This window comes from Paraburkholderia phosphatilytica (assembly GCF_003443895.1).
Lineage (GTDB): Bacteria > Pseudomonadota > Gammaproteobacteria > Burkholderiales > Burkholderiaceae > Paraburkholderia > Paraburkholderia phosphatilytica.
Genome location: NZ_QQOA01000011.1, coordinates 15,098 through 36,110, shown reverse-complemented (window position 1 = coordinate 36,110; position 21,013 = coordinate 15,098). Strand labels below are relative to the sequence as shown.

Here is a 21,013-nt window from a genome sequence, read left to right as displayed (position 1 = left end):
ATCAACTAGCGAACTCGCCCGTCGTCATCGCCAGTGCCGTCTGCTGCGCACACCGCACCTGCAGCAGCTCCGCGCACACCGCCAGCGCGATCGACGACGGCGCCTTGTCGACGATGCCGCCCACGCCGATTGGACACGTCATCTCGGCAAGCCGCTCGGCATCCACGCCACGCTCGACCAGACGGCGCTCGAACTTCACGCGCTTCGTCTTCGAGCCGATCATCCCGAAGTAGGTGAAATCGGTGCGGCGCATGATGCGCGCCGCCAGCGAAAAATCGAGCGCGTGGTTGTGCGTCATCACGAGAAAGTACGCGCCCGCGGGCGCTTCGTCGACGATCGCGTCGGGTGTGTCGGTCGCCTCGATCTGCACGTTCGCGGGCACTTCGTCCGGGAACAGTTCGTCGCGCTCGTCGACCCACTGCACGACGCACGGCAGCGTGCCGAGCAGCGCGATCAGCGCATGCCCGACGTGGCCCGCGCCGAACAGCACGATGTGCATCGGCGCGGGCTTCGGTCGCGGCGACGTGCTGCGGCGGCCGATGGTGATCGAGCCCGCCTGGTTCGCGATGAGGCTGAATTGCGTGTTCATCGCGCGGCTCCCGCGGCAGCAGTCGCCGACGTCGCACTCCGCACCGCATTCACGCCCTTCAAAATTTCTTCAGCCGTCGCGGGTGCATTCAGCGGCGGGTTGACCTTGTAGTCGCCCACTGCGGCCACCGCGTCACGGATTGCAAAGAACACGGAGAACGGCAGCAGCAGCGGCGGCTCGCCAACCGCTTTCGAGCGGTGGATGCTGTCCTCCGCGTTGCGGTTTTTGAACAGCCGCACATTGAACTCCGGCGGCGTGTCGTTCACGGTCGGGATCTTGTAGGTGGACGGCGCGTGCGTCATCAGCTTGCCGTCCGGCTTCCACCACAGCTCTTCGGTGGTGAGCCAGCCCATGCCCTGAATGAAGCCGCCTTCCACCTGGCCGACATCGAGCGCCGGGTTCAGCGATGCGCCCACGTCGTGCAGCGCATCGGCGCGCAGCACGCGCATTTCGCCCGTCAGCGTGTCGATCACCACTTCCGACACGGCCGCGCCGTACGAGTAGTAGAAGAACGGCCGGCCCTGCAGCTTCGCCTGGTCCCAGTACAGCTTCGGCGTCGCGTAGAAACCATCGGACCACAGCTGCACGCGCGCAACGTACGCCTTCGCGATGATCTCCTCGAACGGCACGATCGCCTCGCCGACGATCACGCAGTCGCTCGCGAAGCGCACCTCCGCGGCCTTCACCTCGCCCGCGCCGTACTTCTCCGCCGCGAATGCCGCGAGACGTTCGCGCAACTGGCGCGCCGCATCCTGCGCGGCCTTGCCGTTCAGGTCGGAACCGGTGGACGCGGCGGTGGCCGAGGTATTCGCGACCTTCGACGTATCCGTCGCGGTCACCCGCACGCGGCCAAAACCGACGCCGAGTTCGTGCGCGACGACCTGCGCGACCTTCGTGTTGAGCCCCTGCCCCATCTCCGTGCCGCCGTGATTCACGAGCACCGAGCCATCCGTATAGATGTGCACGAGCGCGCCGGCCTGGTTGAAGTGCGTGACGTTGAACGCGATGCCGAACTTCACCGGCGTGATCGCGATGCCCTTCTTCAGGATCGGGCTCGTCGCATTGAACTCGCGGATCGCGGCGCGGCGTGCGCGATAACCGCTCGTCGATTCGAGCTCGGCGATCAGCTCCTGCAGCACGTTGTCTTCGACGGTCTGGCCGTACGGCGTGACGTTGTTCTCCGTCTTGCCGTACAGGTTGCGCAGCCGCACGTCGAGCGGATCCAGCCCGAGCGAACGCGCGACGTCGTCCATGATGTACTCGACCGCGAACGCCCCCTGCGGGCCGCCGAAGCCGCGAAACGCGGTGTTCGACTGCGTGTTGGTCTTGCCGCAGTAACCTTCGATCGCGATGTCGGGGAACCAGTACGCGTTGTCGAAGTGGCAGACGGCGCGCGTCATCACCGGACCGGAGAGATCCGCCGAGAAGCCGCATTGCGACGTCATGTCGACCGACACGCCGTCGATCACGCCGTCGTCGGCGTAGCCCACCGCGTACTTGTAGTGGAAGTTGTGGCGCTTGCCGGTGATCATCATGTCGTCGTCGCGGTCCGGACGCAGCTTCACCGGGCACAGCAGCTTCCATGCGGCGAGCGCCGCGCAGCACGCGAAGATGCCCGACTGCGATTCCTTGCCGCCGAAGCCGCCGCCCATCCGCCGGCATTCCACCAGCACGTTGTGCGACGACACACCGAGCACGTGCGCGACGAGATGCTGCATTTCGCTCGGGTGCTGCGTCGAGCACCACACGTGCATGCCGTCGTCGTCCTTCGGCACCGCGTACGCGATCTGGCCTTCCAGATAGAACTGCTCCTGACCGCCGAGCGTCATCTCGCCGGCCTCATGATGCACGGCACGCGCAATCTTTGCGCCGGCGTCGCCGCGTGCGAGCTTCATCGGCGGCAGCACGTACTGCTCGGCCGCGCGCGCCTGCTGCGGCGTGAGCACCGCGGGCAGTTCCTCGAACACGACTTCCGCGCGGCGCGCGGCGAGCCGCGCCGCGTCGTGCGACGTCGCGACGACGACGAACATCGGCTGGCCGACGTACTGCACGATGCCGTCCGCAAGAATCGGATCGTCATGGATGATCGGGCCGCAATCGTTGACGCCGGGAATATCGTCCGCGGTCAGTACGGCGACGACGCCGGGCGTCGCGCGCACCTTGTCGAGCGTCATCGACGTGATCTTCGCGTGCGCCTTCGTCGACAGACCGAGCGCCGCGTGCAGCGTGCCCGCGAGCGTCGGGATGTCGTCGGTGTAGGTGGCGCGGCCGCTGACGTGCAGATGCGCGGATTCGTGCGGCCGCGAAACGTGCACCTGGGTGAAGTCGGCGAGCTGCTGCGCGTCTTTCAGGAACGGTTCGGCTTGCTGGTTCATGCGTGGTTCTCCGTATCCCTGGTGATCAGACAGCGGCGCTGGTCGCTTCGACCGCGCGCACATCGAGCGCCGCCTTCGGCAGCGGGTTGTTCGGACGCGTTTCGAGCCAGAAGCGGTACAGCGCGTTCTTCGCGGCTTCGAGGCGGTAGTCGTTGGTCGCGCGCATGTCGCTCAAAGGCTGGTAGTCCTTCGCGAGCGCGAGCATCGCGGCCTGCGCGGTGGCTTCGTGCCACACTGCGTCGGCCAGCACGGCTTCCACGTGACTCGCGCGCTTCGACGTGGCGGCCATCCCGCCGAATGCGATGCGCGGCTCGTGCACCGTGTCGCCGTCCGCGATGAACGCGAACGCGGCGCACACCGCGGAGATATCGGAGTCGAAGCGCTTCGACAGCTTGTAGGTGCGGAACTGCAGGTTCTGGCGGCGGCCCGTCCGAGTCGGCACCTTCAGGCCGACGACGAACTCGTGCTCGGCCATGTCCTTCTTCTGGTACGCGAGGTACAGATCTTCGAGCGGCAGTTCGCGTTCGATATCGCCGCCACGCAGCACCACGCGCGCGCCGAGCGCGATCAGGCCGGGCATCGAGTCGCCGATCGGCGAGCCGTTCGCGACGTTGCCGCCGAGCGTGCCGGCATTGCGGATCGGCAGCGACGCGAAGCGTTTCCACATCTCCCACAGTTCCGGGTAGTGCTTCGCGAGTTCGTCGTACGCGTTTTCGACGGTGACGCCCGCGCCGATCGAGATCCATTCGTCGTCAACCGTGATATTTCGCATCTCCGCGATCTGGCCGACGTACACGATATTGCCGAGGTCGCGCATCATCTTCGTCACCCACAGGCCGATGTCGGTGCTGCCCGCGAGAATCCGCACGTCCGGCGCGGCTTCCTTGATGCGCGCGAGTTCGGCGACGGTGCGCGGCGCGTCGAACTGCTGCCCGGCGTGCTCGTAGTGGAAGTTGTCCGGGCGCGCGATCGTCGCGAGCTGCTTCGACAGCGCGGCGACGTCGAGCGGCGCTTTCGGCGCGGGCAGATCGAACATCCGCACCGCCGCATCGACGATCGGACGGTAGCCGGTGCAGCGGCACAGGTTGCCCGTGAGCGCATCGTTGATCTGCTGGCGCGAGGGCACCGTGCGGTTCGCGCACGCATGCTCGTGGCCGTGCTTCTCATAGATCGACCACATCGACATCACGAAACCCGGCGTGCAGAAGCCGCACTGCGAGCCATGGCATTCGACCATCGCCTCCTGCACCGGGTGCAGGCTGCCGTCCGGCTGGCGCAGGTCTTCGACGGTGAAGAGCGCTTTGCCATCGAGCGTCGGCAGGAACTGGATGCACGCGTTCACGGCCTTGAAGCTGACGCCGCCCGCGTCGTCGCGTTCGCCGACGATCACGGTGCACGCGCCGCAGTCGCCTTCCGCGCACCCTTCCTTCGTGCCGGTGCAGCGGACGTCTTCGCGCAGGTACTGAAGCACGGTGCGGGTGACGGGCGCGTCCGTGACTTCGCGGATCGCGTTGCGGTGATAGAAGCGGATGGGCTGGGACATGAATCGACTCGTCTCGGTTGTTCTGGGCCACGCGGGACGTGGCCTGCGGGGACGATTCGAAAACTATCACCATCAATATTTACAACCCATAGGTGGGCTGACATGCGGGTCATATCGTTGGATCGATATGAAAACCCATCCGACACCGTTTTTAGCCCACCCAAATGCCAAGAATTTCCCGCATCGGGACCGGTTCCATGGGAAAATCACGGCTCTCCGCCGAATTCAAGTCTCGTTTTCCCCATGTCCGCCGACCCAGCTTCATCGCGCAGCCAGCTTTCGACGACCTTCCAGATCATTCCGGTCGTCTTCTTCACGTTCATCTGCTACCTGAACATCGGGATTCCGCTTGCGGTGCTGCCCGGCTACGTGCACGACGACCTCGGGTTCAGCACCGTGCTGGCCGGCGCGGCGATCAGCGTGCAGTACCTCGCGACGCTCGCGTCGCGGCCGCTCGCGGGCCGTTCGGCGGACACGCTCGGACCGAAGCGGACGGTGTCGATCGGCCTGATCGGCTCCGGCGTGAGCGGCGCGTTGCTGCTCCTCGCGGTGCTGTGCGGGCGCTGGCCGGCCGCGAGCCTGACGCTGCTGGTGCTGAGCCGGTTCGTGCTCGGCTTCGGCGAAAGCCTGTGCGGCACGGGCGCGATCCTGTGGGGCATCGGGCGCGTGGGCACGAGCAATAACGCGCGCGTGATCTCGTGGAACGGCATCGCGACCTACGGCGCGCTCGCGGTCGGCGCGCCGCTTGGCGTGCTGATCGCGCGCAACCTCGGCTTCTGGGCGCTCGGCTCGGTCGTGATCGCGCTCGCGGCGACCGGCTATGCGCTGGCGCGGCCCGTCGCGCCGGTACCGGTCGTGCACGGGGAACGGATGTCGTACCGCAGCGTGTTCACGCGCGTGCTGCCGCACGGCATTGGCCTTGCGCTCGGCTCGGCAGGCTTCGGTTCGATTGCCACCTTCATCACGCTGTTCTACGCGGCTCGGCATTGGCCGAACGCAGCTTTGTCGCTGACGGTGTTCGGCACGCTTTTCATCGGCTCGCGCCTGCTGTTCGCGAACTCGATCAAGACGTACGGCGGGTTCCGCGTGGCGATCGTGTCGTTCGCGTGCGAATGCGCGGGCCTCCTGATGCTGTGGCTCGCGCCGATTCCGCACGTCGCGCTCGCGGGCGCCGCGCTGACAGGCTTCGGCTTCGCGCTGGTGTTCCCGGCGCTGGGCGTCGAAGCCGTCGCGCTCGTGCCACCGGCCAGCCGCGGCGCGGCACTGTCCGCGTACTCGGTGTTCCTCGACCTGTCGCTCGGCATCACCGGGCCGCTCGCCGGCTATATCGCGGGCGAGTTCGGCTACGGTTCGGTGTTCCTGTTCGCGGCTATCGCGGCGGCCGCGGCGGTTGGACTCTCGACGATGTTGTATATGCGCTATCACCGCGTGCCGAACAGGCCCGCGGTGACGTAACTGCACACGCCGCGAGCAGCGCTCCGGCAATGGCAAAGGGATCGGCGAGCATGACGCGCCGGTCCCTTTTGCGTGGTGTGATCAGCGCCGCGGACTCACGCGCAGTCAAGCCGCTGCGCGAGACATCGCCGCCCGCGCCGCGCCGCCCGACAGCGACTTCTCGAGTGCAGCCACACCTGCGGGCAGATCGACCGCCACGCCCAGATCGACCATCGTGCGGCCGAACGCATGCAGCGTGCGGAACAGGTTGTGTTCCCGACACTGCTCGCCCATCTGGCCGATCCGCACGATCGGCAGACCGAACGAACCCGAGATCTCGACCTGGTGCTGCGCCGAGATATGTCCGCAGATCTCGGCGGGCGTCAAACCATCGGGCACGCGGATCCCGACCACGGAATTGAGACGGCACGTTGCCGGCGTGAACAGTTCGAGGCCCATCGCGTCGATGCCCGCCTGCAACGCCTGCGAACATTTCAGATGGCGCGCGAAGCGCTTCTCCAGCGTCTCCGCGCACACGAGCCGCAGCGCCTCGTGCAGCGCGAGCACGCCCGACACGGGCGCCGTGTAGTGATAGCCGGCGTTGTGCCAGAAGTTTTCCGCGAGCGACGCGTCGAGACACCAGTGCGCATTCGCCTTGTCGCGATGCTTCATGCGCTCCCACGCGGCATCCGAAAACGCGATCAGCGACACGCCCGGAATCGACGACAGGCCCTTCTGGCCGCCCGTGATCACCGCGTCGATGCCCCACGCGTCCATGTCGAGCGGCATCGTGCTCAACGTACACACCGCATCGACGATCACCAGCGCGCCCGCTGCTTTCGCGAGCGCGGCGATCTCCTTCAGGTTGTGATTCCACACGGTGTTGGACGTCTCGCCCTGCACGATCGTTACGACCTCCGGACGTTCGCGGCGGATCGCGGCTTCCACCGCTTCGAGTGCGGCCGCCGAGCGCTCCGGCACCTCGAGCACCGCGACGTCGGCGCCGACACGCCGGCCCATCTCGGCCATCCGCGCGCTGAAAAAACCGTTCTGGATGCCCAGCACGCGCGTGCCCTGCCACGCGAGATTCGAGATCGCCATCTCCATCGCGGCCGAGCCCGGGCCCGCGACCCCCAGCACCCACTTCGTGTTGGTCTGGAACACGTAGCGCGCCATCGTCTTCACCTGGCCGATCACCTTTGACATCGTGCCACCCAGGTGATTGATGACGATCGTGTTGGCCTTCGCGACCGCGGCCGGGATCGGTACCGGGCCAGCGCCCATCATCAGGAGTGGTTCTTCGGGCAGGATCGCGTCGAGCGATTCGACGGAGGGACAGGGAACGGAAAACATGGACATGGTCGATCGAACGGAGTGGGCGGTTGCGCGGACAAACCTCGCGGCGAGGCGCATACCGCACCATACGGGATCGCATGAGCGCCATACGCCGCACCGCCGCGTGGTCGTTCGATCATTCCCTGTTCGCGACGATTGTGCAAGTTTTTTGACAGTGCCTGGCCGGCCCCGCCTGACACGCAGCCAGTCACTTCGACCTGTGCCTGCCGCGCTTTGTGCCGGTGCTGGCGCTCAAGGGCAGCCAGCTCTGCCACCTCGATACCGATGTCTGCAAGAAGACGGCGACCTCATCTTCGGTGACCATCCGGACCAGCCGCTGCGGGACGAGATGACCGGGATCGCGCAGACGGCCCCTGCGACGCCCGCGCATGGACCGGGAAGCTACGCGTCACATCGTGGCGCCGCGACACTGGCGCGCAGCGCGCGGCCCGGAACCACCAGGCGGATCAGGCCGCCGGCAGCACCTGCACGATGGTGCGCGCATCGTCCGGCGCGCCACAGTACTCGCGCAGCAACGCCGCTTCCCGCTCGTGCACTTCGACGGGAAGCCAGCGCGCGCCCGCCTCGGCGAGATAGCGCGCACGATGCTGGCCGTTGCGGAACGAGACCACACCTTCCTTTTCGATACCGAAGAGACCCAGCAGACCCGGCGCACGCCGCGTCGTGACCGTGACGTACGGCATCTCGGGAACGCGCGCGTTCTCCGGATCGAGGAACTCGCGAATGCCGCGCACCTTGCCCGAATGCCAGTCGTTGACAGGCTTCAGTACGTAGTCCGTCTGGTCGCGATCCGCGCAGACGAGGAGCTGCCGTATATCGACGAGCACCACTTCGTGACGCGTGCCGTCCGTGACAAACACGCGCTTCAGGCGCACATGGTCATACGATGGATGCTCTGGCAACGGAACCAGCCAGATGGGCCCGACGCCGGCGGGCACATCGGACGACGCATACGCGGATGCAGGCGACGCTGACACCGCGGAAGCGGTGTCAGGCGTAGCAGGGGTGGAAGCGGGACTGGAAGACGGAGCGCCGGGCGCGTTCGATGGCATGGATGGATCGGAAGACGGCTGCTGGTACGTGATGGTCATCGCCGAACGATGCGGGCAGGTCCGCGCTCGTGTCCACAATGAAAGGCGCTACGCTACGAGTTGCCGATGACGCTCATATGACACCTTTGCCCTCTATTCTGCATGCGTCGATTCCCGATGCGAAATAGATTTTTTGCGGTGTCGGGTTTGCGTCGCGTCACGCGGAAAGTCAGGCCCGTCGCCGCCTGGCGGCCGAAACGGGAGAGTGTCGAAGAGGAGCGATACATATGGACGTCGAGACCTTTGGAGACCACGTGCGGATCGAGGCGCGCGACGCAGTCGCGACGATCGTGCTCGATCGTCCCGCCCGCCGAAATGCCGTCGATCGACCGGTGGCCGACGCGCTATCGGCTGCGTTCCGCCGCTTCGACACGCACGATGCATGGCGCGTCGCCGTGCTGTTCGGCGCGGGCGGCACCTTCTGCGCGGGCGCGGATCTCACCGCGCTTGAAGACGACGCGCGCCGCAACGAGCTGCATGCCGACGGCAGCGGCCCGGGACCGATGGGACCGACGCGCATGCTGCTCGGCAAGCCGTTGATCGCGGCGATCGCGGGTCATGCGGTAGCAGGCGGCCTCGAGCTCGCGGCGATGTGCGACCTGCGCGTCGTCGAGGCCGATGCAGTGCTCGGCGTGTTCTGCCGGCGCGTCGGCATTCCGCTGATCGATGGCGGGACGATCCGGCTGCCGCGCCTGATTGGACTATCGCGCGCGCTGGACCTGATCCTGACCGGACGCGCGATCGACGCAACCGAAGCGCTCGCGTTCGGACTCGCGAACCGCGTCGTGCCGACCGGCACCGCGCGCACCGCCGCCGAAACGCTCGCGCATGAACTCGTTGCACTGCCGCAGGCGGCCATGCTCGCGGATCGCCGCTCGGCCTGCGAGAACAGTCCGCTCGACGATCTCGCCGAAGCGCTGCGCCGCGAAGGCGCGGGCGGTTATCGCGCGGTATTCGACGAAGGCGCGGCGGGCGCGGCACGCTTCGCCGGCGGTGCGGGACGGCATGGCGGCAAGCTCTGAAACAGGCTGCGGCAGTCGCCCAAAAACGTCCGAAAGCGCCCGCCAGACAAGGCTTTCCACAAAAAACAACAGCCCGCGGGCAAGCCTGCAAAAGACTTTCGGCTTAGGTACAATCCCCTACCGACTTACCCTGGGTTGCGCCTGCACGCTTCGTATCGAAGACGCACGCGGCCGGGTCCCCCAGCACGACCATCATGCCTTTGCCCCTGCTTGCCCTTGCCGTTGCCGCGTTTGGAATCGGTACCACGGAGTTCGTCATCATGGGCCTGCTGCCCGACGTCGCGCGCGATCTGTCGGTGACGATTCCCGCGGCCGGCATGCTGGTGTCGGCCTATGCGCTCGGCGTCACCATCGGTGCGCCGATCGTCGCGATCGCGGTTGCGAACATGCCGCGCAAAAAGGCGCTGATGAGCCTGATCGGCGTGTTCATCGTCGGCAATCTGCTGTGCGCGATCGCACCGGGCTATGCGGTGCTGATGGCCGCGCGCATCGTCACGGCGTTCTGCCACGGCGCGTTCTTCGGCATCGGCTCGGTGGTCGCGGCGGGCCTCGTCGCACCGAACCGTCGCGCGCAAGCCATCGCGCTGATGTTCACCGGCCTCACGCTCGCGAACGTGCTGGGCGTGCCGCTCGGCACTGCGCTCGGTCAACTGGCCGGCTGGCGCGCCACCTTCTGGGCCGTGACCGGCATCGGCGTGCTCGCGGCGATCGCGCTCGCGATCTGCCTGCCGGCAAAGATCGACATGCAGAAGGCGAGCCTCGTGCACGAGTTCACCGTGCTGAAGAATCCGCAGGTGCTCGCGGTGCTCGGCATCAGCGCGCTCGGCTCGGCGAGCCTCTTCAGCGTGTTCACCTACATCACGCCGATTCTCGAAGACGTCACCGGCTTCACGCCGCACGCGGTCACCTTCGTGCTGCTGCTGTTCGGCCTCGGCCTGACCGTCGGCAGCACGGCGGGCGGCAAGCTCGCCGACTGGCGCGCGATGCCGTCGCTCGTCGCCATCCTCTGCGCGATCTGCGTGATCCTCACGATCTTCGCGGGCACGATGCACATGGAGTATCCGGCGATGATCACGATCTTCCTGTGGGGCGTGCTCGTGTTCGCGATCGTGCCGCCGCTGCAGATCATGGTTGTCGATCGCGCGAGCGCGGCGCCGAATCTCGCGTCCACGCTGAACCAGGGCGCGTTCAATCTCGGCAACGCGACGGGCGCGTGGCTCGGCGGTGCGGCGATCGGCGCGGGCGTGCCGCTCACGTCGCTGCCGTGGGTCGGCGTGACGATGGCGATCTGCGCGCTCGCGCTCACGCTGTGGTCGATGTCGGCGGGACGGCGCGACGGGATGATCGTCGCGGGCTGATCCCGCGCGAAGCGCGCAGCGTGCGGTCATAACGCTCGCGCGTGCCCTGCCGTTGCAGCGGACCTGCTAGCATCCGTGCCGATGAAAGCGATCCTCACGCGCGATTTCGTCGCGCTCATTCTCAGTGTCGCCGTTGTCGGACTGGGCAGCGGCGCCACCCTTCCGCTCACCGCGCTCGCGCTCACGCAGCGCGGTTTCGGCACCGACGTCGTGGGGTTGCTCACGGCCGCGCAGGCAGGCGGCGGACTCTTCATCGTGCCGCTCGCCGGGCGCATCGCGGCACAGCTCGGCGCGCGCCGCTCGATCGTCGGCGCGGTGGTGACCGTCGCGTTCGCCACGGCCGCGATGCAGTTCACGTCGAACCTGTTGCTGTGGGCCGTGCTGCGCGTGCTGTGCGGCGCCGCGCTGATGCTGCTCTTCACGATCGGCGAGGCATGGGTCAACCAGCTGGCCGACGATGCGACGCGCGGCCGCGTCGTCGCGATCTATGCGACCAACTTCACGCTGTTCCAGATGGCCGGCCCGATCCTCGTGAGCCAGATCGAAGATCTGCCCCATCTGCGCTTCCTGCTGTGCGGCGCGATCTTCCTGCTCGCGTTGCCGGCGCTGCGCGCGATCCGCGTCGCGCCGCCGCTGGCGGACCAGCATGCGGAGCACGACACACATGGCGTGCACGGCGCCTGGAAACAGGTGCTGCCGCAGATGCCCGCGCTCGTGATCGGTACGGGCTTCTTCGCGCTGTTCGACACGATCGCGCTGTCACTGCTGCCGCTCTTCGCGATGTCGCATGGCGTCGCTGCCGAGGTGGCCGTGCTGTTCGCATCGGCACTGCTGCTTGGCGACACCACGATGCAGTTTCCGGTTGGCTGGCTCGCGGATCACATCGGCCGCGAGCGCGTGCATACGGGCTGCGCGGTCGTCGTGATCGCGCTGCTGCCCCTGTTGCCGTGGGCGGTGTCGTCGTGGCTGTGCTGGCCTTTGCTGTTCGTGCTCGGTGCGAGCGCGGGCGCGATCTACACGCTGTCGATCGTCGCGTGCGGCGAGCGGTTTCGCGGCGCAGCGCTGGTGTCGGCCAGCTCGATCGTCGGCGCGGCGTGGAGCGTCGCGAGCTTTGGCGGGCCGCTCGTCGCGGGCGCATTGATGAAGGGCATCGGCAACGATGCGGTGATCGGCGTGCTGCTCGCGAGCGCGATCGTGTTTCTCGTGGCGATCCGGTGGGAACGGTCGCGCAGGCGTGTGCAGGCCGCAGCGTGACATGACCCGTGCGGGCGCGACCGGCGCTCTGCGACGCGATGCGCACGTCTTCCCCGCACCATCAATGAAAACGGGCGACGACGCGCTCACCGCGCATCGTCGCCCGTCGTCCATTCAGCCTGTAGCTGGCGCTCAGCCTTGCGCCGGATGCGCCGGCAAAATCCGGCCCGCGCACGCACCGAATCCGATCCGGTAGCCATTGCCCTGGCACCAGCCTTTGAGCGTGAGCTCGTCGCCGTCTTCGATGAACGAACGCTTGCCGCCGCCATCCAGCGCGACCGGCTTCTGGCCGTTCCACGTGAGTTCGAGCAGGCTGCCGAACGAGCCGTCCGTCGGGCCGCTGATCGTGCCCGATCCCATCAGATCGCCGACCCGCGTATTGCACCCCGACACCGTGTGGTGCGCGAGCTGCTGCGCCATCGTCCAGTACATGTGGCGGAAATTCGTACGCGAAATCGTGGTGGATGCAGCCGCGCCTTCCGCGCGCAGTTCGACTTCGAGCGAGACATCGAACGCGTGCGCGCCCGCATGGCGCAGATACGGCAGCGGCTGCGGATCCTGCGCGGGCTGCGCGACGCGGAACGGTTCGAGCGCATCGAGCGTGACGACCCACGGCGAAATGGTGGTCGCGAAAGTCTTCGCGTTGAACGGTCCGAGCGGTACGTACTCCCACTGCTGGATGTCGCGCGCGCTCCAGTCGTTCAGCAGCACCATGCCGAAGATGTGATCTTCGGCGTCCTCGCAGCCGATCGGCTCGCCAAGCGAATTGCCGCGGCCGATCACAAAGCCCGTTTCGAGTTCGATGTCGAGCTTGCGGCACGCGCCATACACCGGACGGTCGGCATCGGGCAGCTTCAGTTGCCCGTTCGGGCGTCGCACCGGCGTGCCGCTCACCACCACCGACGACGCCCGGCCGTTGTAGCCGATCGGCATCTCCGACCAGTTCGGCAGCAACGCATTCTTCGGATCGCGGAACATCGCGCCGACGTTCGTTGCGTGTTCCTTCGACGAGTAGAAGTCCGTATAGCCGGGAATCTGCAGCGGCAGATGCAGTGTGGCTTCCGCGATCGGCACCAGCATGCTCTCGCGCAGCGCCTCGTTGTCGCGCAGCGTGGCGTTGCCGCTGGACAGCAACGCGCTCAGCTGTTTGCGCACGCCGCGCCAGGTGTCGCGGCCGAGCGCGATGAAATCGTTCAGCGCAGGATTCGCGAACACGCGCGCCGCATTGGTTACGTCGAAATCGACGGCGCTCGGATCGGGCAGGATCAGCAGGCCCGCGTCGCTCAGCGCGGCGAGATCGACGATCTGATCGCCGATGGCCACGCCGACGCGCGGCGTCGTGTTGCCGGGATGACTGAAGATGCCGAACGGCAGGTTCTGGATCGGGAAATCGCAGGCAGGATCGTTCGCGGCGTCGATCCAGCTGCGACGCGACGGATCGCGGGTCGCGGCCAAAGCCGCTGCGGCCTGCTGCTCGCTTGCTGCACTCATCGTTGCTCCGGGTTGAAATGCTTCGTGAGACCTTGCCAGCACTCGAAGTAATGGGCCTGCAACTGCGCGGTTTCGAGCGCGAACCGCGTCGGGCGGATCAGCGTGCGGGTCTCGAACATGAACGCCATCGTGTCGCCGACCTTATTCGGTTTCGACGTATCGTCATGCGACGCCTTCTCGAACGTATCTGCATCGGGACCGTGGCCGGACATGCAATTATGCAGGCTCGCGCCGCCAGGCACGAAACCTTCGGCCTTCGCATCGTACACGCCATGCACGAGGCCCATGAATTCGCTCGCAACGTTGCGGTGAAACCACGGGGGTCGGAAGGTATCCTCGGCCGCGAGCCAGCGCGGCGGAAAGATCACGAAGTCGATCGTATCGACGCCCGGCGTATCGCTCTGCGCCTGCAGCACGAGGAAGATCGACGGATCCGGATGATCGAAGCTGATCGAGCCGATCGTGTTGAAGCGGCGCAGATCGTACTTGTACGGCGCGTAGTTGCCATGCCATGCAACCACATCGAGCGGCGAATGGCCGACGTCCGCGCGCCACAGCTGGCCGTTCAGCTTCGCGACCAGTTCGAACGCGCCCTCGCGCTCTTCGTACGACGCGTGCGGCGTGAGGAAGTCGCGCGGGTTCGCGAGGCCGTTCGAACCGATCGGCCCGAGGTCCGGCAGACGCAGCAGCGCGCCGAAGTTCTCGCAGATATAGCCGCGCGCCTCACCATCGGGCAGCGTTACCGCGAAGCGCACGCCGCGCGGAATCACCGCGATCTCGAACGGCTCGACGTCGAGCTTGCCGAGTTCGGTTGCGATAGCAAGACGACCCGACTGCGGGACGACCAGGAGTTCGCCGTCGGCGCTGTAAAAGAAGCGGTCCTGCATCGACCGGTTCGCCGCGTACAGGTGGATCGCGCAACCGTTCATCGCGTCGGCGGAGCCATTGCCCGCCATCGTCACCCACCCGTCGACGAAGTCGGTCGGCTCGCTGGGCATCGGCAGCGGATCCCAGCGCAGCTGGTTGGGCGGCGTCGGCGGCACGTCGTGGAAATTCGCGACGATCCGGTGCGACGGCAACGGCGTGAACGGCATATGCACGGCCGCCGGGCGGATCCGGTACAGCCACGAGCGGCGGTTATGCCCGCGCGGCGCGGTGAAGGCCGTGCCGGACAACTGCTCCGTGTAGAGCCCGTAGGCCGCGCGCTGCGGCGAGTTGCGGCCTTCGGGCAGCGCGCCGGGCAACGCCTCGGTCGCGAATTCGTTCGCGAAGCCGCTCATGTAGCCGGGCTCGGCGGCATGCGTGCCGGCGCGCGGCTGGGTTTCGGCGGTCAAGAGGTTCATGCAGGTTCTCCTTGAATTCGATGGGCATGCGGCGTCACGGGTCACGCAATGACGAGGCGCGGCGATGCACCCCCGGTCGGACGCAGTCGATTTACGTATGGTAAAACTAATTACGATTAGTAAAATTAACGTAAACCCGTATGACCCTGCGTGTCGTTGCCGGCTTACGCCGCCCTGGTGGACGGGCCAATATGGTTATGAGCAATTTGTCCATGCGTGCCCGACGCGGACTGCTACCATCGTGAAATGCAACCGTCCTGCATGGGAGGCGAGCCGGCGCTGAAGCGCCAGCTCGTGTCGACTGTGCGTCGAAGATGCAGGACCGGTGAGTTTGCATCGATCGCGCCGCCAGCCGCGCCCTACGACCAGAATCCATGATCCCGCTGACCATTCCCGAACTCGTGGCGCACGCCGCCGAACATCCGTTCCTCGGCGAACACGTGATGTTGGGCACCGGTGAGCACAGCGACGTCGCGGTGGCGCGCTTTCACGACATCGAACTCGGCAGCGCGTACGAGCCGATCTTCGACATCACCGTGCATGCGCTCGCGCAGTCGCTCGGCAGCGCGCCGAATCTCGCCGACCGCTTCGGTGACGAGCTGGGCGTGCAGGCCGTCACGCTGCAGTTCGACGGCACGCCGCTCGACATCACGAACCTCTTCGAACTGATCGACGACGACCAGGAACTCGTCGCGATCGACCGGATGGCCCGCGCGCTGCACGCGATCAACTTCTTTGGCGCGCAGCGGCACGGGCTGCTGTTTCTGCGCGTACACGAACGCCTGTTGAAGAGCGTGAAGTACGACCACGGCAAGCACTTTTCGCGGGTGCTGAGTTCGTTTGGACTAAACCCGTCACGGGTGGTGATCGAGCTGCCGTCGGCGGCCGTCGCGCATCGGACCTTCCTCGGCTATCTGACGAAGAGCTACCAGCGCTATGGCTTCAAGGTGGCCGGCAACCTGCAGAATGCCGGGCAGATCCTGTCCGTGTCCGACAAGGAGCGGCTCGATTTCATCAAGATGGACGCACGGCACGCGCTGCGCGATTCAACGGTGAAGCCGCTCGTCGGTTACGCGAACCGCCTGAGCATTCCGCTGATCTTCGATCACGTCGCGGACGAAACGCAGTTCGATCTGCTGCAGCAATACGACGTGCGGTTCGTGCAGGGGCCGCTGTTCGCGTCGCACCGCATGCGCTGACGTTACCTGAGGCGCACTGCCGCGTCGTTCCTACGCACTGTTCCTACGCGCTGTCTCCCAGCCGCCGCGCGAGCGCCCGCAGCTTCGGCGCGACCCGCTCGCGAAACACCGCTTCGCCCATCGACGACGCCGGGCCGCTGCAGCTGAGCACCAGCCAGCGGCCGTCGCGCGCCTCGCGAAACGGCACCGCGACCGCGTTCACGTCGTCGTGCCAGTCGCGGAACGAAAAGCAGCAGCGCGCCTCCGCGAACGCGGCAATCTCGCGCTGCGCATCCGCGGCCAGACGTGCCCCGTCTGCGCCCGCCGCTCTCGTCAACTCTGCGATCAGCGCCGCGCGCGCTTCCTCCGGCTGCACGGCCAGATACGCGCGGCCCATCGAACTCGTCAGCATCGATAGCCGCGAGCCGGACGCGAGCCCGAGCGTCAACGCGGTTTCGCTGCGGATCGTCTCCAGATAGATCATGTCGAGCCCGTCGCGGCAGCCGAGCGACACCGCCGCGCCGACGTCGCGCGCGAACACGCGCATGTGCGGACGCGCGAGTTCGAGCGTGTCCGTACCCGACAGCAGCGCGAAACCGAGCGATAGCACGCCGGCATCGAGCGCGTACTTGCCGAGCACCTCGTCGAAACGCAGATAGCCGAGCACTGTGAGCGTGTAGGCCAGCCGGTTGACGGTGGCCTTCGGCAACCCGGTGCGTTCGACGAAGTCGCGATTGCCGAGCATCGATTCGCCGGGACGAAAAGCGCGCAGCAGATCGAGACCGCGGGCGAGCGCGACGACGAACTTGCGCTCGTCGATGCCCGACGCCGTTTCTTCATACGCGGTGGCCGCCGGTTTGCTTGCGGATGTGGTGGAGGCAGGCTTGGAGATGGGCTTCATTCGGGTGTACACTCGATGCAAATTTGCAAAACATTGTTCCGCATAGCGGAACATTCGTCAAGCCCCGCCGATCCGTACCGGGTCGATATCAGGACAGGAGATTGCATCATGGCCGACGCTGCCCAGTTTCATTGGGAAGACCCGCTGCTGCTCGATCAGCAGCTCAACGAAGACGAGCGCATGGTGCGCGACGCCGCCGCCGCGTATGCGCAGGACAAGCTCGCGCCGCGCGTGCTCGAAGCGTTCCGCCATGAGCGCACGGATGCGTCGATCTTTCGCGAGATGGGCGAAGTTGGCCTGCTCGGCCCGACCATTCCGGAGCAGTACGGCGGCCCCGGCCTCAATTACGTGAGCTATGGTCTGATCGCGCGCGAAGTGGAACGCGTCGATTCGGGCTACCGGTCGATGATGTCGGTGCAATCGTCGCTCGTGATGGTGCCGATCAACGAATTCGGCTCCGACGCGCAGAAGGAAAAGTACCTGCCGAAGCTCGCGACGGGCGAGTGGATCGGCTGCTTCGGGCTCACCGAGCCGAATCACGGCTCCGATCCGGGCAGCATGGTCACGCGTGCGAAGAAGGTGGAAGGCGGCTACTCGCTGTCGGGCGCGAAGATGTGGATCACGAACTCGCCGATCGCGGATGTGTTCGTGGTGTGGGCGAAGCTCGAGGAAGACGGCAAGGACAACATCCGCGGCTTCATTCTCGAGAAAGGCTGGAAGGGTCTGTCCGCGCCGGCGATCCACGGCAAGGTAGGACTGCGTGCATCGATCACCGGCGAGATCGTGATGGACGACGTGTTCGTGCCGCAGGACAACATCATGCCAAACGTGCGCGGTCTCAAGGGGCCGTTCACGTGCCTGAACTCGGCGCGTTACGGCATCGCATGGGGTGCGCTTGGCGCCGCGGAATCGTGCTGGCATACCGCGCGGCAGTATGTGCTCGACCGCAGGCAGTTCGGCCGGCCGCTCGCCGCGAACCAGCTGATCCAGAAAAAGCTCGCCGACATGCAGACCGAAATCACGCTCGGGCTGCAAGGCTGCCTGCGTCTTGGCCGCATGAAGGACGACGGCACCGCGGCAGTCGAGATCACGTCGATCATGAAGCGCAATTCATGCGGCAAGGCGCTAGACATCGCGCGGCTCGCGCGCGACATGCTCGGCGGCAACGGCATCTCCGACGAGTTCGGCATTGCGCGGCACCTGGTGAACCTCGAGGTCGTGAACACCTACGAAGGCACACATGACATTCATGCGCTGATTCTCGGCCGCGCGCAGACGGGGATTCAGGCGTTCTTCTGACGGTCCGCCTTCACGGTCGCCGATTTCGGGACCGCTCGTGAAAAATGGCGACGCCCCGCATATGTGAACTGCGGGGCGTTATGCTTTTGCAGGGCGCGTTCCCGCCAGAACCGTACGCGACTCACTTGTTCGGCTGCGGCGTCAGACGCAGATACGGGCGCAGCGCCTTGTAGCCCTTCGGGAACTTCTGCCTGAGAACTTCTTCGTCCTTTAGCGACGGCACAATCACGACGTCGTCGCCATGCTTCCAGTTGCCCGGCGTCGCGACCTGGTAATTGTCGGTCAGCTGCAGCGAATCGATCACGCGCAGCACTTCGTCGAAGTTGCGGCCGGTACTGGCCGGATACGTGATGATCAGGCGCACCTTCTTCTTCGGGTCGATCACAAACAGCGAGCGCACGGTGAGCGTCTCGTTCGCGTTCGGATGAATCATGTCGTACAGCGTCGAGACCTTGCGGTCGCCGTCGGCAAGGATCGGAAAGCCGACGCTCGTCGCCTGCGTCTCGTTGATGTCCTTGATCCACTCGTTGTGCGACTCGGCGCTGTCCACCGACAGCGCGATCGTTTTCACGTTGCGCTTCGCAAATTCCTCCGCGAGCTTCGCGGTGAGGCCCAGTTCGGTCGTGCAGACCGGCGTGAAATCCGCCGGGTGCGAGAACAGCACGCCCCAGCCATCGCCCAGCCACTCATGAAACCTGATGCGACCCACGCTCGATTCCTGCTCGAAGTCGGGTGCGGTGTCGCCAAGACGTAGACTCATTGCAGCTCCTTGTTGGGATACAGGCAGGATACAGGCGTGCGCTGGTGCAACCATGCCCCGGCGTTCGCCAGAAACCAGAGCATACGGCTGCGGGCGTGCACAACGAACGAACATCCGCTCAGAAGATTATGAGTTTTTGTAATTTTGTTCCGGATCGGCGAAACTTCACGGGACAGACCAACTCCATTGCCAATGTTGTCAGCGCGGGACGTGCGGGTGCGATGCATCGGGCGGAACGCGTGTGCTCGGGAATGGATCATGCGTGGCCGCATGCGCGCAGAATCAGCAGCACGCCGCGCTCGCCACCCAAGGCAGCAATCGTTTACGATTCACGCGTGGCGTGGACATGAAGGGAGTTCTCAATGTCAGAGGTCAACAAGGAGAGACTGATGTCCGATATCAAAACCGTCCTCGCGGACGCCGAAGACCTGCTGAAACAGGCCGCGAGCGCCACTGGCGAACGCGCTTCCGAACTGCGCGAAACGGCACTCACCCGTCTGAAACAGGCGAAGGACAAGGCGGCGGACGTGCAGGTGGTCGTGGTCGAGAAAGGCAAGAAAGCGGCACGCGCCACCGACGACTACGTGCACGAGCACCCGTGGGCATCGATCGGTATCGCGGCGGGCGTAGGCGTCGTGGTCGGTCTGCTGATCAACCGCAAGTAAGCCGTCTCCTCGCGCGGGGCAGCGTGATCCGGATCGGTCCTGGTCCGGCCGCATCGGCGGCTGGCCGGCGGATGCGTCTGGTCCGGCGCGATTGGACCCGCTGCGTTGACTGATGGCTTGCGCTGCTGGTCACCCGGCTGGAAGCGACCGGCAACGCCTCTCGACCATGCACGCCTCGCGCTGTCAGGCCGCTCCCGACCGCTGCGTTCCTGCGGCTCGAGCGGACTTCGAACCTCGCCTAACCTCGCGCTCAAGCATCCGGCGCCCAGTCCATGACGACCGACACCAACTCCCAGCATAGTCCGCTTCGCCGCATGATCGGGTCGGTCTTCTCGATCCTGCAGACACGGCTCGAACTGATCGGCATCGAGCTGGCCGAAGAGAAAGACCGGCTGCTCGCGGTGCTGTTTCTTGGCCTCGCGGCGATGATGCTCGCGACCATGATGCTGATTACGCTGACGGTTCTGGTCGCGATCGCGTTCTGGGACACGTGGCGCTGGCAGGCACTGGCCGTCATCACACTCGTCTATGCGGCGGCGGCCGTGTTCTGCGCGCTACGGGCGCGCAGCATGCTGCGCAGCGCACCGATCGTGTTCGAAGCCACGCTCAACGAGTTCGAGAAAGACCGCGATCTGTTCCGCAAGCCCTGACGCTCAGGGCCCGCTCGCGTCCGGACAACGTCCCCAGCCACCTCATTCCGCCGCCTATCAACCATGAGTTCAATCCGTTCCGACATGTCTCGCAGCAAGCGGACGACGCATGACCTGCGCTCGCCACATCTACGCGCGCTGCGCAAGGAACTGCTGATCGTGCGCGCGGATGTCGAGCGCATCGAGTTCGCCCAGGCCACGCGTGATCTGCGCGAGGCCGTAACGCACTTCAGCTGGCTCAAGTTCATCATCCCGGGCTTTGCCAGCACCGCCGGGCGCTGGCGTGGCCGGCGCGGTGGCGCGGCTGGCACGCTGGGCGCGCTGCTGAAGGAATACCCGCTCATCAGCTCGATCGTATCGATGGTGCTGGCGAAGCCGCTGCGCCAGACCGTCGCCGCCGGCGCCAAGCCGGCGCTCAAGTGGGGCAGCGTTGTGCTCGGGCTCTGGGAAGGCTGGCGGATCTGGCAACAGATCAAGGCCGACAGGAGCGAAGCCGGGCCGGGCCGCAAGTAGCGGCGTCTCATCCCGCTTCGTCTGCGCACTCCTCTCCTGGCGCGTGTTCCAGCAACCGGTTACGGCGGGCGTCCCGCGCCCACTGGCCCGGCTTCGATCACATGGGCGCCACCCGTGTCGCGACGACTGACGGTGTCCCGATCGACATGAAGCCGTGTCTGTACCCGGCCTGGCCGTACCGGATCCGTTCA

General features: G+C 66.0%; 18 protein-coding genes. 9 read left to right on the top strand and 9 right to left on the bottom strand.

The features are described from left to right. Position 1: 1 nt before the first annotated feature. The 3 genes from xdhC to xdhA are packed head-to-tail and all read right to left on the bottom strand — an operon-like array spanning position 2 to position 4,507. The gene (gene xdhC, locus DVS29_RS13915) at positions 2 to 589 is read right to left on the bottom strand and encodes a xanthine dehydrogenase accessory protein XdhC (RefSeq protein WP_118181053.1); all 588 of its coding nucleotides are present in this window, start codon (positions 587 to 589) and stop codon (positions 2 to 4) included. Beyond that, positions 586 to 2,964: a xanthine dehydrogenase molybdopterin binding subunit gene (gene xdhB / locus DVS29_RS13910; protein WP_118181052.1), complete on the bottom strand. Its 2,379-nt coding sequence runs from the start codon at positions 2,962 to 2,964 to the stop codon at positions 586 to 588. The genes xdhC and xdhB overlap by 4 nt, the downstream gene beginning before the upstream one ends. Positions 2,965 to 2,989: 25 nt before the next feature. Then, on the bottom strand, positions 2,990 to 4,507 hold the full coding sequence (xdhA, locus tag DVS29_RS13905; protein WP_118181051.1) for a xanthine dehydrogenase small subunit: 1,518 nt from the start codon (positions 4,505 to 4,507) through the stop codon (positions 2,990 to 2,992). Between the two features lie 243 nt (positions 4,508 to 4,750). Between xdhA and DVS29_RS13900 the strand changes: the two genes are divergently transcribed. Continuing rightward, entirely contained in the window at positions 4,751 to 5,962 is a 1,212-nt protein-coding gene (locus DVS29_RS13900) for an MFS transporter (RefSeq protein WP_118181050.1), read from the top strand. A gap of 105 nt (positions 5,963 to 6,067) precedes the next feature. Here the strand turns inward: DVS29_RS13900 and DVS29_RS13895 are convergent, their stop codons facing one another. Both DVS29_RS13895 and DVS29_RS13885 read right to left on the bottom strand, forming a co-directional pair. Then, positions 6,068 to 7,300 (bottom strand): pyridoxal-phosphate-dependent aminotransferase family protein, encoded by a 1,233-nt coding sequence (locus DVS29_RS13895; protein WP_118181049.1) that lies wholly within the window; start codon positions 7,298 to 7,300, stop codon positions 6,068 to 6,070. Positions 7,301 to 7,743: 443 nt separating this feature from the next. Then, complete coding sequence (locus DVS29_RS13885; RefSeq protein WP_338069326.1) at positions 7,744 to 8,274, bottom strand: plasmid fertility inhibition factor family protein; 531 nt, start codon at positions 8,272 to 8,274, stop codon at positions 7,744 to 7,746. A 341-nt stretch (positions 8,275 to 8,615) separates the two neighbouring features. Between DVS29_RS13885 and DVS29_RS13880 the strand changes: the two genes are divergently transcribed. The 3 genes from DVS29_RS13880 to DVS29_RS13870 all read left to right on the top strand — a co-directional run bounded on the left by DVS29_RS13880 (position 8,616) and on the right by DVS29_RS13870 (position 12,022). Beyond that, positions 8,616 to 9,410, top strand: coding sequence for a crotonase/enoyl-CoA hydratase family protein (locus DVS29_RS13880; RefSeq protein WP_118181047.1), 795 nt, complete (start codon positions 8,616 to 8,618; stop codon positions 9,408 to 9,410). A gap of 194 nt (positions 9,411 to 9,604) precedes the next feature. Then, complete coding sequence (locus DVS29_RS13875; protein ID WP_118181046.1) at positions 9,605 to 10,768, top strand: MFS transporter; 1,164 nt, start codon at positions 9,605 to 9,607, stop codon at positions 10,766 to 10,768. A gap of 81 nt (positions 10,769 to 10,849) precedes the next feature. Then, positions 10,850 to 12,022 (top strand): MFS transporter, encoded by a 1,173-nt coding sequence (locus DVS29_RS13870; RefSeq protein WP_118181045.1) that lies wholly within the window; start codon positions 10,850 to 10,852, stop codon positions 12,020 to 12,022. A 132-nt stretch (positions 12,023 to 12,154) separates the two neighbouring features. Here the strand turns inward: DVS29_RS13870 and fahA are convergent, their stop codons facing one another. Then, positions 12,155 to 13,513 carry a fumarylacetoacetase gene (fahA, locus tag DVS29_RS13865; RefSeq protein ID WP_164707905.1) on the bottom strand — a complete coding sequence of 453 codons (1,359 nt, stop codon included), beginning with the start codon at positions 13,511 to 13,513 and terminating at the stop codon, positions 12,155 to 12,157. Beyond that, the gene (gene hmgA, locus DVS29_RS13860) at positions 13,510 to 14,856 is read right to left on the bottom strand and encodes a homogentisate 1,2-dioxygenase (protein WP_118181043.1); all 1,347 of its coding nucleotides are present in this window, start codon (positions 14,854 to 14,856) and stop codon (positions 13,510 to 13,512) included. Before hmgA ends, fahA begins: the two co-directional genes overlap by 4 nt. Positions 14,857 to 15,230: 374 nt before the next feature. Between hmgA and DVS29_RS13855 the strand changes: the two genes are divergently transcribed. Then, complete coding sequence (locus tag DVS29_RS13855; RefSeq protein ID WP_118181042.1) at positions 15,231 to 16,055, top strand: EAL domain-containing protein; 825 nt, start codon at positions 15,231 to 15,233, stop codon at positions 16,053 to 16,055. 43 nt (positions 16,056 to 16,098) lie between these two features. Here the strand turns inward: DVS29_RS13855 and DVS29_RS13850 are convergent, their stop codons facing one another. Beyond that, positions 16,099 to 16,926 carry an IclR family transcriptional regulator gene (locus tag DVS29_RS13850; protein WP_240655613.1) on the bottom strand — a complete coding sequence of 276 codons (828 nt, stop codon included), beginning with the start codon at positions 16,924 to 16,926 and terminating at the stop codon, positions 16,099 to 16,101. Positions 16,927 to 17,043: 117 nt separating this feature from the next. On the opposite strand from DVS29_RS13850, the gene DVS29_RS13845 reads away from it, so the two are divergent. Further along, positions 17,044 to 18,234: an acyl-CoA dehydrogenase gene (locus DVS29_RS13845; protein WP_118181040.1), complete on the top strand. Its 1,191-nt coding sequence runs from the start codon at positions 17,044 to 17,046 to the stop codon at positions 18,232 to 18,234. A gap of 121 nt (positions 18,235 to 18,355) precedes the next feature. Here DVS29_RS13845 and DVS29_RS13840 read toward each other — a convergent pair whose 3' ends face one another. Beyond that, positions 18,356 to 18,994, bottom strand: coding sequence for a peroxiredoxin (locus DVS29_RS13840; RefSeq protein ID WP_118181039.1), 639 nt, complete (start codon positions 18,992 to 18,994; stop codon positions 18,356 to 18,358). Between the two features lie 362 nt (positions 18,995 to 19,356). Between DVS29_RS13840 and DVS29_RS13835 the strand changes: the two genes are divergently transcribed. The 3 genes from DVS29_RS13835 (at position 19,357) to DVS29_RS13825 (ending at position 20,822) form a co-directional block, all read left to right on the top strand. Further along, on the top strand, positions 19,357 to 19,659 hold the full coding sequence (locus DVS29_RS13835) for an ElaB/YgaM/YqjD family protein (protein ID WP_118181038.1): 303 nt from the start codon (positions 19,357 to 19,359) through the stop codon (positions 19,657 to 19,659). 272 nt (positions 19,660 to 19,931) lie between these two features. Then, positions 19,932 to 20,309 carry a phage holin family protein gene (locus DVS29_RS13830; protein ID WP_118181037.1) on the top strand — a complete coding sequence of 126 codons (378 nt, stop codon included), beginning with the start codon at positions 19,932 to 19,934 and terminating at the stop codon, positions 20,307 to 20,309. 63 nt (positions 20,310 to 20,372) lie between these two features. Next, the gene (locus DVS29_RS13825; protein ID WP_118181036.1) at positions 20,373 to 20,822 is read left to right on the top strand and encodes a DUF3318 domain-containing protein; all 450 of its coding nucleotides are present in this window, start codon (positions 20,373 to 20,375) and stop codon (positions 20,820 to 20,822) included. The last annotated feature ends 191 nt before the right edge of the window (positions 20,823 to 21,013 follow it).